The 14,423-nt window shown below is 71.3% G+C and carries 13 protein-coding genes; 1 reads left to right on the forward strand and 12 read right to left on the reverse strand.

Annotation, left to right across the window (positions count from 1 at the left end; genetic code table 11):
- Positions 1-212 precede the first annotated feature (212 nt).
- The 5 genes from OHN74_RS18575 to bldG form a co-directional block, all read right to left on the reverse strand.
- On the reverse strand, positions 213-1,751 hold the full coding sequence (locus tag OHN74_RS18575; RefSeq protein WP_327695670.1) for a class I SAM-dependent methyltransferase: 1,539 nt from the start codon (positions 1,749-1,751) through the stop codon (positions 213-215).
- 116 nt (positions 1,752-1,867) lie between these two features.
- Complete coding sequence (locus OHN74_RS18580) at positions 1,868-2,464, reverse strand: small secreted protein (RefSeq protein ID WP_327695671.1); 597 nt, start codon at positions 2,462-2,464, stop codon at positions 1,868-1,870.
- Positions 2,465-2,703: 239 nt separating this feature from the next.
- Positions 2,704-5,109 (reverse strand): sodium-translocating pyrophosphatase, encoded by a 2,406-nt coding sequence (locus OHN74_RS18585; protein ID WP_327695672.1) that lies wholly within the window; start codon positions 5,107-5,109, stop codon positions 2,704-2,706.
- Positions 5,110-5,449: 340 nt separating this feature from the next.
- Entirely contained in the window at positions 5,450-5,884 is a 435-nt protein-coding gene (locus OHN74_RS18590) for an ATP-binding protein (protein ID WP_327695674.1), read from the reverse strand.
- 127 nt (positions 5,885-6,011) lie between these two features.
- Positions 6,012-6,353, reverse strand: a complete 342-nt coding sequence (gene bldG, locus OHN74_RS18595) for an anti-sigma factor antagonist BldG (protein ID WP_005475923.1) — start codon at positions 6,351-6,353, stop codon at positions 6,012-6,014.
- Between the two features lie 80 nt (positions 6,354-6,433).
- Here bldG and OHN74_RS18600 point away from each other — a divergent pair, with 80 nt between their 5' ends.
- Positions 6,434-8,908, forward strand: a complete 2,475-nt coding sequence (locus OHN74_RS18600) for a DEAD/DEAH box helicase (RefSeq protein ID WP_327695675.1) — start codon at positions 6,434-6,436, stop codon at positions 8,906-8,908.
- 69 nt (positions 8,909-8,977) lie between these two features.
- Here the strand turns inward: OHN74_RS18600 and OHN74_RS18605 are convergent, their stop codons facing one another.
- From OHN74_RS18605 to ssd, 7 genes are all read right to left on the reverse strand, one after another.
- Complete coding sequence (locus OHN74_RS18605) at positions 8,978-9,391, reverse strand: Rv3654c family TadE-like protein (protein WP_327695676.1); 414 nt, start codon at positions 9,389-9,391, stop codon at positions 8,978-8,980.
- Complete coding sequence (locus OHN74_RS18610; protein ID WP_327695677.1) at positions 9,388-9,756, reverse strand: TadE family type IV pilus minor pilin; 369 nt, start codon at positions 9,754-9,756, stop codon at positions 9,388-9,390. Before OHN74_RS18610 ends, OHN74_RS18605 begins: the two co-directional genes overlap by 4 nt.
- Positions 9,743-9,961, reverse strand: coding sequence for a DUF4244 domain-containing protein (locus OHN74_RS18615; RefSeq protein ID WP_327700177.1), 219 nt, complete (start codon positions 9,959-9,961; stop codon positions 9,743-9,745). Before OHN74_RS18615 ends, OHN74_RS18610 begins: the two co-directional genes overlap by 14 nt.
- Before the next feature lie 101 nt (positions 9,962-10,062).
- The gene (locus OHN74_RS18620; RefSeq protein ID WP_327695678.1) at positions 10,063-10,860 is read right to left on the reverse strand and encodes a type II secretion system F family protein; all 798 of its coding nucleotides are present in this window, start codon (positions 10,858-10,860) and stop codon (positions 10,063-10,065) included.
- 72 nt (positions 10,861-10,932) lie between these two features.
- Positions 10,933-11,802: a type II secretion system F family protein gene (locus OHN74_RS18625; protein ID WP_327695679.1), complete on the reverse strand. Its 870-nt coding sequence runs from the start codon at positions 11,800-11,802 to the stop codon at positions 10,933-10,935.
- The gene (locus OHN74_RS18630; RefSeq protein ID WP_327695680.1) at positions 11,799-13,007 is read right to left on the reverse strand and encodes a TadA family conjugal transfer-associated ATPase; all 1,209 of its coding nucleotides are present in this window, start codon (positions 13,005-13,007) and stop codon (positions 11,799-11,801) included. Before OHN74_RS18630 ends, OHN74_RS18625 begins: the two co-directional genes overlap by 4 nt.
- On the reverse strand, positions 13,004-14,110 hold the full coding sequence (gene ssd / locus OHN74_RS18635; protein ID WP_327695681.1) for a septum site-determining protein Ssd: 1,107 nt from the start codon (positions 14,108-14,110) through the stop codon (positions 13,004-13,006). The genes OHN74_RS18630 and ssd overlap by 4 nt, the downstream gene beginning before the upstream one ends.
- Between the last annotated feature and the right edge of the window lie 313 nt (positions 14,111-14,423).

A 14,423-nucleotide genomic window follows, 5' to 3' on the forward strand; every position in this document is an offset into this window, starting at 1 on the left:
AAGCGATCGGCCCACGCCACCCGCATGCTTCCCCATGCCTCGCGCGCCGCCCCTGCGCCTCCCACTGCCGTACGGCAGTGGGGTACGCGACCTGTCGTACCCCTATCGGCCACGGAGTCCCCCTCCACCGTGGTCGCCACGGCGTGGACAACAGCCTCACGGCGGCGGAACCGGCAGTACAGCGCCCCACGGCACCACGCCCCTGCCCGGGCTCACTCGCCCGACGGCTCCAGAAAGCCCTGTTCCACCAGCAACCTGATCTGCGCGGGCGTGCGGTCCCGCAGCGACACCGGGTCCTCGCCGACCAGTTGGGCGATGGCGTCAAGAATCCGCCCGGCGCTCAGGGTGCCGTCGCACACGCCTGCGAAGCCCGCGCCGACCGTGTCCACCTTGGTGGCCCGGCGCATCCCGCGGTTCTGGCGCAGCACCACGTGTTCCGGGTCCTCGGCGCCGGGCAGCCCGACCTGCTCCTGCACGACCTCGGCCGCCAGTCTGAAGTGCCCGGCGAGCAGAGCCGCGTCGTCGTGCGCGCGCAGGTAGTCCAGGCGCTCGAAGTGCGCGCGAACCGTGTCCCCGAGCGGCTGTTCGACCGGATGGGGCCACTCCTCCACGGTGATCGACGGCGCGGTCGCCCCCGTCCTCCGCAGTGTGATCCAGCCGAACCCGACCGACCTCACCTTGCGCGCCTCGAACTCGTCCAGCCAGGCGTCGTACCGATCCCGGTACTCCGCCGGGTCGGAGCGGTGGTCGCCGGCGTCGCGCAGCCACAGCTCGGCGTACTGCGTGACGTCCTGCACCTCGCGCTGCACGATCCAGGCATCGCACCCGCGCGGCACCCAGGACCTGAGCCTGTCCTGCCAGTCCTCCCCTTCCACGTGCTGCCAGTTGGCGAGGAACTGCGCGAACCCGCCTTCACGCAACCGCTCCCCCGCCTCCTGAACGAGCGTGCGGCACAGATCGTCCCCGCCCATCCCGCCGTCCCGGTACGTGAGCCGCGCACCCGGCGAGATCACGAACGGCGGGTTGGAGACGATCAGGTCGTACGTCTCGTCCTCCCTGACCGGCTCGAAGAGCGAGCCCTCGCGCAGGTCCGCCGCCGGGGCGCCGGACAGGGCGAGCGTCAGCGCGGTGATGTGCAGGGCGCGGGGGTTGAGGTCGGTCGCCGTCACGCGCGTGGCGTGCTGGGCCGCGTGCAGCGCCTGGATCCCGGATCCGGTGCCGAGATCGAGCGCGGAGCCGACCGGCGTACGGACGGTGATACCGGCGAGAGTCGTGGATGCCCCGCCCACCCCGAGCACGACGCCCTCGTCGTGACTGCCGATGCCACCGGCCCCGCCGACCGCGCACCCCAGGTCGGACACGATGAACCAGTCCTCGCCGCCCGGCCCGCCGTAGGGCCGTACGTCGACGGAGGCGGCCACCTGACCGTCGTCCCCGGAACCGTCACTCCCGGACACCAGCCACCCGCTCGCCACACAGTCGTCGACGGGCAGCACACGCGCCACGCGAGCGCGGGACACGGATTGCTGCAACAGGAACAGCCGTACGAGCAGTTCGAGCGGCGTGTCTCCCCGGGTCGCCCGGAGCGCGGGCACGGTCTCGCTGCGCGCCAGGGCGGCGTACGCGGGCGCGCCGAGCAGGTCGAGGAGCCCGTCGGCGGTGAAGTCGGCGGCCAGAAGGGCGTCCCGGAGGCGCGCGGCGGCATCGGGGCGGTCGGCGGAGGGCAGGGCGTGCAGGCTGGCGTTACTCACGCCCCCATTGTGGCCGCCCTGCCGCTCCGCCGCGCACGCCTGTGGACAGACGCGCGCGGACACTTCGTACACCTGTGGAGAACTCCCGCCGGGGCGCGGCAGGGCGGCCGGAGCGGTCAGCTGGCCGTCGAGGAGACCCCGGGGGACGCGGAGGTCGACTTGCAGCTCTCCTGCTTGGCCATCGACTTGCCGACGTCGCCTTCCTCCAGGGCCTTCAGGGCGTCGTTCCCGCTCTGGCTGAGCTTGTCCAGCTGAGCGGCGACGCCCTTGAGACCGTCGGCGAACTTCGCCTGGTTCTTGGTGTCGAGTCCGTCCACCTGCTTCTTCAGACCCGCGTAGGAGGCCGAGATGTCGTTGAGTTCCTTGACGGCGTTCGTCTTCTTCGTCTCGCCGTCGTCGACGTTCGGCGCGCCCGCGGTGTTCACGGCCGCACCGATCGCCTTGTAGGCGTCCGCCATGTCCTGGAAGGCCTGGGCGTCGGTCTTCTGGACGGCAGCCGGTGTGCTGTTGTCGGAGGTCTCCTTCTGGATCGCGGCGTTGGCCGCCTCGATCTTCTGCGCCTGCGGTTTCACCGCGTCGCACACCTGCTTGGCCCAGGCATCCAGCTTCTCGTTGCCGTCGTCGCTGCTGCATCCCGACAGCGCCAGTACCAGTACCGCACCGCCGGACAGTGCGACCGCGAGCTTCTTGTTCACCGGATTGGTCCCTTCCATGGCTCTCGGCCCCGGAACATACACGCCAACTGGGCGACATCAGCGTGACGGACATCCGCTTGATGTGTTATTGCAGCCATTTGCACCAAGAGAGAGAAGGCTCACGGAAATGGCGTGCAACCCACGCCAAGCGGGCGGACGGCACGTCACAACGCGCCGCCCGCCCGCTGGTTGGCCGGATCTGACCGGCCGTAAGACTCCGCCGGTGACGGAGACGCGGTCCGCGGACCCTGCTCGGGCTACGAAACCACTGCGGGATCAGCCGACTTGGCCGCCCGCTCCGCCTCCTCCCCTTCGTCCTCCCCGGCGACCCCGCGCCGCTTGGAGACGTACACCGCACCCACGATCACCGCGATCGACAGGACGGCGATGACGATGCGCAGTGCGAGGTTCTCGTCGTCGCCGTAGCTGAACTTGATGATCGCGGGCGCTACGAGCAGCGCGACCAGGTTCATCACCTTCAACAGTGGGTTGATGGCCGGGCCCGCGGTGTCCTTGAACGGGTCGCCGACGGTGTCCCCGATGACGGTCGCCGCGTGGGCCTCGCTGCCCTTGCCGCCGTGGTGGCCGTCCTCCACCAGCTTCTTCGCGTTGTCCCACGCGCCACCGGAGTTGGCGAGGAACACCGCCATCAGCGTGCCCGTGCCGATCGCGCCCGCGAGAAAGGCGCCGAGCGCGCCGACACCGAGCGTGAACCCGATGGCGATGGGCGCCAGGACAGCCAGCAGCCCGGGTGTGGCGAGTTCCCGGAGCGCGTCCTTCGTACAGATGTCGACGACGCGTCCGTACTCCGGTTTCTCGGTGTAGTTCATGATCCCGGGGTGTTCGCGGAACTGCCGCCGCACCTCGTAGACGACCGAACCCGCCGACCGCGAGACCGCGCTGATCGCCAGCCCGGAGAACAGGAAGACGACCGCCGCGCCGGCGATCAGACCGACCAGGTTGTTGGGCTGCGAGATGTCCATCACCAGGTTCAGCGGCCCGCCCTCGCCGACCTTCTCGCCCACGTCACGTGCCGCGGTCGTGATCGCGTCGCGGTACGACCCGAAGAGCGCCGAGGCCGCCAGGACCGCGGTGGCGATGGCGATGCCCTTGGTGATGGCCTTGGTGGTGTTGCCGACGGCGTCCAGGTCGGTGAGCACCTGCGCGCCCGCGCCCTGGACGTCGCCGGACATCTCGGCGATGCCCTGCGCGTTGTCGGAGACGGGCCCGAAGGTGTCCATCGCGACGATGACACCGACCGTGGTGAGCAGGCCGGTGCCGGCCAGTGCCACCGCGAACAGCGCCAGCATGATGGACGTACCGCCGAGCAGGAACGCCCCGTACACACCGAGGCCGATCAACAGGGCGGTGTAGACGGCCGATTCGAGCCCGATGGAGATGCCGGCGAGGACGACGGTGGCCGCGCCGGTGAGGGAGCTCTTGCCGATGTCCCGTACGGGTCGTCGGTTTGTCTCGGTGAAGTAGCCGGTCAGTTGCTGGATCAGGGCCGCCAGCACGATGCCGATGGCCACCGCGAGAAGCGCGAGGATCCGCGGATCGCCGCCCTTGCCGGAGATGGCCGCGTCGGTGACTCCCTCCAGATCGGCGTACGACGACGGCAGATAGACGAAGACGGCGATCGCGACGAGTGCGAGCGAGATCACAGCGGAGATGAAGAATCCGCGGTTGATCGCGCTCATGCCGCTGCGGTCGGAACGCTTCGGCGCCACCGCGAAGATGCCGATCATCGCCGTGAGGACGCCGATCGCGGGCACCAGGAGCGGGAAGGCGAGTCCGGCGTCGCCGAAGGCGGCCTTGCCGAGGATCAGCGCGGCGACGAGCGTCACGGCGTACGACTCGAAGAGGTCGGCCGCCATACCGGCACAGTCGCCGACGTTGTCGCCCACGTTGTCGGCGATGGTCGCGGCGTTGCGCGGATCGTCCTCCGGGATGCCCTGCTCGACCTTGCCGACCAGGTCGGCGCCTACGTCGGCGGCCTTGGTGAAGATGCCACCGCCGACACGCATGAACATGGCGATGAGGGCCGCACCGAGGCCGAACCCTTCGAGGACCTTCGGCGCGTCGGCCGCGTACACCAGCACGACACAGGAGGCGCCCAGCAGGCCGAGGCCCACGGTGAACATGCCGACGACGCCGCCGGTACGGAAAGCGATCTTCATCGCTTTGTGAGAGACGTCGGTGAGATCCTTTTCCGGCTCACCTTCCGCCGGTGTCGCTTCCCGTGCCGCGGCGGCGACACGCACATTGCTGCGCACGGCGAGCCACATGCCGATATAACCGGTGGCCGCCGAGAACGCGGCGCCGATCAAGAAGAACACCGACCGTCCGGCGCGCTGATTCCAGTCGTCCGCAGGTAGCAGCATCAGCAGGAAGAACACGATCACGGCGAATACGCCGAGCGTGCGCAACTGCCGTGCCAGATAGGCGTTCGCGCCTTCCTGGATCGCCTTGGCGATCTCCTTCATGCTGTCGGTGCCCTCGCCCGCCGCGAGCACCTGGCGCACCAGCACCCCGGCGACCACGAGCGCCGCCAGGGCGACGACGCCGATGACCATCACGATCAGTCGGTTGTCGTCGGTCAGTACCGCGGCTGCGAAGGTTGTGGGTTGGTCGAACCGATGAGGGGTAGAAAGCCCCGCCATTCGTCCTCCTTGACGCTTGGGCTGAGCTCAAGATGTGGACGGGATTGTAGGTACCGGAAGCTGATCAAAACAGTACGCGGAAACGGAATAGATCGCCCCATGCTATTCAGCAAATGATCGGCGGAAGTTCCCTGAAAGATCCCCGGGTGATCCATTGACCCACATGGCGTAATGCCGCAGGCGCATTGATGCTTGATCGAGTTTTCGCGCAACGGATCGTGAATACCTTCACGAAGGGATCGTGAATACCTTCACTAATTCTGGGATCACGCCATAAAAACGCCAAGGGCCCTGCTCAGCAGGGCCCTTGAGGCTGTACGGGGGTGAGGCGGGTCGGGCGTCAGGAGAGGAGCGTGGCCGGCGGCGTGGTCGGCCAGCTCATGCGGATCGATCCGCCGTTCTCCCCCGCGGTGACCTCGACGTCGTCGACGAGGCCGCTGATGACCGCGAGGCCCATCTCGTCCTCCTCGGCATCCACGTCCACGCCGCCGTCGGCGCCCGAAGCGTTGTCACCGGGAGCCGAGCGGGGTGCTTCGTCTCCGACCTCGATGGAGAACAGCTTCTCCTCCTCGGTCAGCGTCACCCACACGGGCTCCGAGATGCCGCCGCTCTGGTGCAGTCCGACGGCACGGGAGCAGGCCTCACCGACGGCGAGTCGCACCTCGTCGAGTACGGCCTCGTCCACTCCGGCCCTGCGCGCCACCGCTGCCGCCACCAGTCGGGCGGTCCTGACGTGCTCGGGCAGCGCGCTGAAGCGGAGTTCAACGGTGGCCATGCATCCCCCTCAAAATACGGGCGTGCGGTCAGGGGGTCGGATCGCCGAGACCCGGACCCCCCTCGTTAACTTCTTCCGTCGCCGGACGCGTCTACGGGTGACCGCACACGCGTCCGGTAAACGGCCGTCAGTCGGTGGCCGCCACCGCTTCGTCGACCGAGGTGTGAATCGGGAACACCTTGGTCAGACCGGTGATACGGAAGATCTTCAGAATGCGCTCCTGGTTGCACACCAGGCGCAGCGAGCCCTCATGGGCACGCACACGCTTCAGGCCGCCGACCAGCACGCCGAGCCCGGTGGAGTCGAGGAAGTCGACGCCCTCCATGTCGACGACGAGGTGAAAACTCCCGTCGTTGACCAGCTCGACCAGCTGCTCACGCAGCTTGGGCGCGGTATAAACGTCAATTTCGCCACCGACCTCGACGACCGTACGATCGCCGACGGTACGGGTCGACAGGGACAGGTCCACGGATCCTCCAGCACCTTGCTATCGAGCGGTCATCCCAAGGGACACCTCGGCAGAGTCCCCAGGACGGTTCGCCAGCCGCGATGGCATTCAATCACTTACCGCAGGGCGTGCACGACGCCTTGGGCCCATTGTCCGTCACGCCAGTGACACACTCGATGCCGATGGCCAAGAATCACCGATCCGAACGACCCTCGGCTTTCGCCGCCTCGCGACCCGATCCGGGCACGATCCTGGACCGGCTCGCCTCGGGGCCGAGCCGGGCTTCGCGCATCACTCATACGGAGCACTTGCCCCCGCGTGCGGGCCGTCATGCCGTCTGGCCGGACCGGATTCGCGCCGAGGTGATCGCGGCCGTCCAGGCAGCCGGTATCGAACACCCCTGGGCCCACCAGGCACTGGCCGCCGAGCACGCCCTGGACGGCGACAACGTGATCGTCGCCACAGGCACCGCCTCGGGCAAGTCGCTCGCGTACCTCGTACCGGTCCTCTCGTGCCTTCTGGACGGCTCCGAGGCCCCCAACGGCCGGGGGGCGACCGCCCTGTACCTCGCGCCGACCAAAGCCCTCGCAGCCGACCAGCGACGTTCCGTGAAGGAACTTTCACAACCTTTGGGAAACGCGGTACGACCTGCCGTGTACGACGGCGACACTCCCGTCGAGGAGCGCGAGTGGGTGCGCCAGTACGCGAACTACGTCCTGACCAACCCGGACATGCTCCACCGGGGGATACTCCCGTCCCACCCCCGCTGGGCCTCCTTCCTGAAGTCGCTCAAGTACGTCGTCATCGACGAGTGCCACACCTACCGCGGCGTCTTCGGCTCCCATGTCGCCCAGGTCCTGCGCCGGTTGCGCCGCCTGTGTGCCCGCTACGGCGCCTCCCCCGTCTTCCTGCTCGCCTCCGCCACGGCCGCCGAACCGTCCGTCGCGGCAGGCCGTCTGACGGGCCTCCCGGTGATCGAGGTCGCGGACGACGCCTCACCTCGCGGTGAACTGGTGTTCGCCCTCTGGGAACCGCCGCTCACCGAACTGCACGGCGAGAAGGGCGCGCCCGTCCGCCGCACGGCCATCGCCGAGACCGCCGACCTGCTGACCGACCTCACTCTCCAGGGCGTGCGCTCGGTGGCCTTCGTACGCTCCCGTCGCGGCGCCGAGCTGATCTCGGTGATCGCCCAGGAACGGCTGTCCGAGGTCGACCGCTCGCTGGCCCGGCGCGTGGCCGCCTACCGCGGCGGCTACCTCCCCGAGGAACGCAGAGCCCTCGAACAGGCCCTCCACTCCGGCGAGCTCCTCGGCCTCGCCGCCACCACCGCCCTCGAACTCGGCATCGACGTCTCGGGGTTGGACGCCGTCGTCATCGCCGGCTACCCGGGCACCCGCGCCTCCCTGTGGCAGCAGGCGGGCCGCGCGGGACGTGCCGGGCAGGGCGCGCTGGCGATCCTGGTCGCCCGCGACGACCCGCTGGACACCTTCCTCGTCCACCACCCGGAGGCCCTGTTCGACCAGCCCGTCGAGTCGACGGTCCTCGACCCGGACAACCCGTACGTCCTGGCCCCCCACCTGTGTGCGGCGGCGGCGGAACTCCCCCTGACCGACGATGACCTGGAGCTGTTCGGCCCGGAAACGGCAGCCCTGCTCCCGCAGTTGGAGGCCGCGAAGCTGCTCCGCCGCCGCACCAGCGCCTGGCACTGGACACGCCGTGAGCGGGCCGCCGACCTGGCCGACATCCGAGGCGGTGGCGGCAACCCGGTCCAGATCGTCGAGGAGGGCACGGGACGGCTGCTCGGCACGGTCGACGCGGGCGCCTCGCACACGGCCGTGCACGAGGGCGCGGTCCACCTCCACCAGGGCCGCACCTATCTCGTCCGCTCCCTCGACCTGGCGGACTCGGTCGCCCTCGTCGAGGAGGCGAACCCCCCGTATTCGACGGTCGCCCGCGACACGACGTCCATCGCCGTCCTGGAGACGGACACCGAGATCCCCTGGGGCGACGGCCGCCTCTGCTACGGCTCCGTCGAGGTCACCAACCAGGTCGTCTCCTTCCTGCGCCGACGTGTCATCACCGGTGAAGTCCTGGGCGAGACAAAGCTCGACCTCCCTCCGCGTACGCTGCGCACCCGTGCCGTGTGGTGGACCGTCACCGAGGACCAGCTCGACGCGGCCCGCATCAACCCGGAGATCCTCGGCGGCGCCCTGCACGCCGCCGAACACGCGTCGATCGGCATGCTGCCCCTCTTCGCGACCTGCGACCGCTGGGACATCGGCGGCGTCTCCGTCCCGCTCCACCCGGACACCCTCCTCCCCACGGTCTTCGTGTACGACGGCCACCCGGGCGGAGCGGGCTTCGCGGAGCGCGCCTTCCACACGGCCCGCTCCTGGCTGACGGCCACCCGCCAGGCCATCGCCTCCTGCGAGTGCGACGCCGGCTGCCCGTCCTGCATCCAGTCCCCCAAGTGCGGCAACGGCAACGAGCCCCTGCACAAACGGGGAGCGGTGCGATTGCTGACGGTTCTGCTGCAGGGGGCGCCGGACGAGAAGGCTCCGGACGAGAAGGGCTAGCACCCGCCCGGAGCGTCCCTACGGGCCTCCGTACAGGGGGTCCGGGTGGGGCGGGTGTACGGAGTCGGCTCAGGTCGGTCTCAGCGGGCCAGGGGGCCCTGGTGGACCCGCTCTCGACCTGACCTCCGCCTCGAACAGGCCCTGTCCGGACATCACCGTCAGGTCCGACGTCTCACCCACCATCGCGCACCGCACGAGCCGGGTGCCCTGGGCCGCGGCCACCCGGTCCGCCCGCGCACAGGCCGCCGAGTCGCCCTCCGGCCAGTGGTCCGCCGCCGCGAGCGCCGCCAGATCCGCCCCCGCAGCGGCCCGATGCCGGACGACAGCGGCCTGCCCGATGGCGAGCACAACGCCGAACACCACACAGAGCACGGCGATGGCGCCCACGCTCCAGACCGTCGCGGAGCCACGGTCGGAGCGGGCCGAGCGCGCGGAGACAGCTCCGACGAGCCTGGCGGGCCACCCGCCTCCCCGACGCCTCACGCGCCCACCCCCACCGTCTCCTCCGCCAACGCCACCGCTTCGTGCGCCACATCGACCGTGAGGCCACCCAGCCCCGGCGGCCGCGCCACCACCCGCACGCGCACGAGGTCGCCCTCTCTGCTGACGGCGATCTCCGCCCCGCGCGGGGCCGCGCCCCGGGCCACCGCGGCGACCGCGTCGGGCGGGTCCTGGCGGGCGGCGGCCCGGGCACCGGCCCGGGCCGCGTCCACACACTGGATCTGCGCGGCGGCGACAAGCAGCGCCCAGACCAGCGCCATCGAGAACAGCACCAGCGCCGGCAGCACCACGGCAGCCTCTGCGGTCACGAACCCCCGGTCCCGGCCCAGGCGTTCACATTTTCGCATCGAGGGCCTTCTTCACGATGGCCTGCAACTCCGAGCTGACCTGCCCGCTCGTCACCACCTTGTAGAGCACCGCGGCGAAGGCCACTGCCGCGATAATGCCAACAGCATATTCAGAGGTCACCATTCCGGCATCCCTCCGCTCCACCAGCACCGCACGCGTCCTGCACACCAGGGCCAACACTTGTCCCCGCACCACTGCGAACATCTCAACTCCCGTAATTTGCAACTCTGTCGATGACTTGTTGTCGATGACTTGCTGTTGATGACGGCCCTTGACGGCCTGCTCCTGAACCCGCACCGCTCGCGTCATTCACCACCCCCGCCCAGCAACCCGTCCGCCAGCCCGACCACCACGGGCAGTACGCCGACCGCGATGAAGGCGGGGAGGAAACACAGCCCCACCGGTGCCGTCACCATGACGGCCGCCCGCCGGGCCCGTTCCGTCGCCGTGCGCCCCCAGTCGGCGCGGGTGTCTGCGGCGAGGCGTGCGACGGGGCCGGACGCCGGTACGCCCGACTCGTCGGCCCTCTCCAGCAGCCTCGCCAGGGGGCCGGCACCCGGTATCGACGCCAGCCTCCGCCAGGCTTCGGCAGGTTCGCCGCCGAGCCGCACCTCTGCCGCACCCCGCGCCAGCGCCTCCCCGACCGGCCCCGCCAACGCCTCGCCCACCGCCTGGGCAGCGACCACCGGGCCGGCGCCGGCCGCGATACACGCAGCCAGCAGATCGGCTGCGAGCGGGAGTTGCCGGGCCGCCTCGGCAGCGTCGACGCCCGCCGCAGCATCACCGTCCGTCCGCCGCAGCCGCCACCGCCACAGCCCGAACCCGGCGACCAGCCCCACCACGACGCCGGCCATGCCACCGACCAGCACCCACCCGCCGCTCACCGCACCCGCCACGGGCAGCCACCGCCGTGCGGCACCCCGCGCCCCGAACCACCGTCCTGCCGGGCCGCGTTCCCGCTCCGCCTCCAGCGTGAGCAGCCGGGCCAGCCTGCGGCGCACCCTCCGTTCACGCCGGACCGACGCGATCCACCGCAGCAGCCACGCCAGGGCCAACGCGACCCCCAGCGCCACCCCCAGCCTGTGGAAAACTTCCGCGCTCACACCAACTCCCTTCTCCGAACACGCTCGACAGCCGTACCGAGACGGCCCATGTCGTCACACACTTCCCGGCCCTCATGCCGCCTCCGCTCCCCGCACGATCCGCAGCGCCCACCACAGGCCCACGCCCTCCAGCACCCCGCCGACCAGCAGGCAGCCCAGTCCGGCGCCGGTGTGCAGCAGCACGTGCAGCGGGTCGGCGCCCAGAGCCGTGCCCAGGACCAGGCCGAGCACCGGCAGACCGGCGAGCATCACCGCCGTCGACCGAGCGCCCGCCAACTGAGCACGCAGATCGGCGCGCTGATCCCGGTCGGCGCGCAGGGCTCCTTCGAGGCGATCCAGTCCGGCCGCCAGTCCGGCCCCCTGGTCCACGGCCACCCGCCAGCACGCCGCGAGGCCCAACAGCCCCTCCGCGCCCGCTTGTCGGGCCGCCGCGGCGAGCGCCCCGGGGACATCCCCGCCGAACCGTGCCGCCGCCAGCACCGACGCCTGCGCCTCACCGAGGCCGCCGGAGTCGCGTGCCGCCCGCAGCAGCGCCTCCCCCGGCTGCCGCCCGGCGCGCACCTCACCGGCGAGCGCACCGCAGAGCGCGATCACCTCGTCGTCCCGTCGTTCCCTCGCCCGGCGCACCTCACCGGCCAGCCTGACCCGGCGCAACAGCGGCACCCCGGCCGCGCCGACCAGCGCCGGCACCACGGAGGCCCCCAGCAGCGCCACCACGAGCCCGACGGCCACCGAACACCACTCGGCCCGCAACCGCCCGCGCAGCCGCCGTAGTTCACCGACCGCGCGTGCCCACGGAGGCGGTCCGGTCCCCACAGCCCCGCCTCCGGCGAGCAGCAACTCCGCCCGCCGCGCTCCCGGACACCGCCCGCCCAGCAGCCAGCAGACCGCCCCGACGCACACCCCGGCCGCGCCCACCGCAAGCCCGCCCGTCCCCGTCACGTGCCTTCACTCCCCTGCCCCTTGTCGCCGCCGGCGCGGAGCAGCCCCCGCAGCCGCTCCCACCCCCGCTCGTACGCGAACGCCTCCCTGCCCCACCGCAGCGCCGGCACCGTCACCACCAGCCCCGAGGGGTCCCGCTCCAGCACATGCACCTCGGCGATCCGGCGCCGCCCGGCCCGGTCGCGGACGAGATGGAGGACCACCGACAGCGCGGCCGCCAACTGGCTGTGCAGCGCGGCCCGGTCGAGCCCCGCGGCCGTACCCAGCGCCTCCAGCCGCGCCGGCACGTCCGTCGCGGCGTTCGCGTGGACCGTCCCGCAGCCCCCTTCGTGACCCGTGTTGAGGGCAGCCAGCAGGTCGAGCGCCTCGGCGCCCCGGACCTCCCCGACGACCAGCCGGTCCGGCCGCATCCGCAGTGCCTGCCGCACCAGGTCCTGGAGCGTCACCAGGCCCGCGCCCTCCTGGTTGGCGGGTCTGGTCTCCAGCCGTACGACGTGCGGATGGTCGGGCCGCAGCTCCGCCGAGTCCTCGGCGAGCACGATCCGCTCGCCCGGGCCGACCAGCCCGAGCAGGGCACTCAGGAGGGTTGTCTTCCCGCACCCCGTACCGCCGCTGATCAGGAAGGACAGCCGTGCGTCGAGCAGTGCCCGCAGCACCCGGTCGCCGCCCGGCGGCATCATCCCCGCGGCCATCAGCTCGTCCAGGGTGAACGCGCGCGGCCGTACCACCCGCAGTGACAGGCAGGTGCAGCCGACGGCCACCGGGGGCAGTACCGCGTGCAGACGGGTCCCGTCGGGCAGCCTGGCGTCGACCCACGGCCGGGCGTCGTCGAGCCGCCGTCCGGCTACCGCGGCGAGTCGCTGCGCGAGCCGTCGTACGGCACCGGCGTCCGGGAAGGAGACGGCGGTCAGTTCGAGTCCGCCGCCCCGGTCCACCCACACCCGGTCCGGGGCCGCCACCAGCACGTCGGTGACCGACGGATCGGCGAGCAGCGGCTCCAGCGGGCCGGTGCCGACCAGCTCCGACCTCAACCGCTCGGCGGCGCCCAGCACTTCGGCGTCCCCGAGCACCCGCCCCTGCTCCCGCAGGGCCTGCGCCACACGCGCGGGTGTCGCCTCGGCCCCGCTTTCGGCCAGCCACTGCCGTACGCCGTCCAGCAGCCCGGCGGACGCCCCCGGACCCTCGTCCCAGCGCACGCCGTTCATACGCTGCCCGCCTCGGCCAGCGCCCGCTCCCAGAACACCGTGCAGAACCGGGCCAGTGGTCCGCGTGCGGCCGCTCCCGGCGGCGCCTTGCCCTCGTGCGGGCGTGCCAGGGCCGATTCGACGGGGACCTCGCCTGCCAGAGGCAGGTTGAGCAGCCGGGCCACCTCGTGGTCGTCCAGTCCCGGCGAGTACGGCCCACGTACCGCCACGCGCAGGTCGCGCAGGACCATACCGACGGCGGACGCCACCCGGCCGGCTGCCGCGACGGCGCGCAGTTCGCCGGGGACCACCAGGATCCCGACGTCCAGTTGGGCGAGGACTTCCGCGACGCCGTCGTCGATGCGCCGCGGGAGGTCGACGACGACCGCGCCGCCGCGCCGTCTGGCCGCGGCGAGCACCGCCCGTACCGCTTGGGGCGGGACGGCCACGCAGTCTCCGCGGTCCCAACTCAGCACCCTCAGGGAGTGCAGTTTCGGCAGCGACTCCTCCAGGGCGCCGCCGCCGACCCGGCCGCGTGAGGCGGCGAAGGCCGGCCAGCGCAGTCCGTCGGCGGTCTCGCCGCCGAGGAGTACGTCGAGTCCGCCGCCCAGTGGATCCGCGTCCACGAGCAGGGTGCGCAGTCCCTCGCGCGCGGAGGTGACGGCGAGCGCGCAGGCCAGCGTGGACGCTCCGGCCCCGCCCCGGCCGCCAATGACGCCGACGGTGAGCGCCGGCCTTCCGACCCCCTCGGCGACGTCGGCGATCCGGTCGACGAGCCACTGCTCGCCGTCGGGCAGCATCAGGACGTGGTCGGCGCCGATCTCGACGGCTCGCCGCCACACCCCGGAGTCGTCCTGGTCCCGCCCGACCAGCACCACTCCCCGGCGGCGCGCCGCCCCACGGACCCGCCGTACGGCGTCGTCGCCGACCAGGACGAGCGGTGCCGCCTCCCAGCCACCGCCTCGTTCGGGCACCCCGTGGTGCACTTCGGGTGTGGCACCGGCCGCCGCGCACAGGCGCAGCAGGTCGTCCAGCAGGTCGGCGTCCTCGGTGACGATCAGCGGTCCGCTCTGCCGCCCCTCTGCCGCGGGCTGATCGTTGTCGTGTGTGATGGCTCCAGCCATGATTTCCGGCCCCCTTCGCTATGAACGGCCGACAGAAACCGGCCAAACGCGTCCGACAAACGGAACCGGCCATGAACTGGCCGCCGACTGGACGCGCTGGAATCACGGTGCGGCGAACCCGGAAATCGTGTGGATCTTGGTTGAAATCTGTGGACAACTCGATGGTTGTGAATATCGCTCTCACCCAAACAGGTGACGGCTGTGCCACTTTCCACAGAGCAGCGCTTCAGTTACCCAAAGTGACGACATGCGGGCATACGAAAGAGGCGGCCTGAGCCGCCTCGGACGGCACCACGGCCGCGAAAAGTGTGCT

The sequence above is a fragment of the Streptomyces sp. NBC_00459 genome, assembly GCF_036013955.1.
GTDB lineage: Bacteria > Actinomycetota > Actinomycetes > Streptomycetales > Streptomycetaceae > Streptomyces.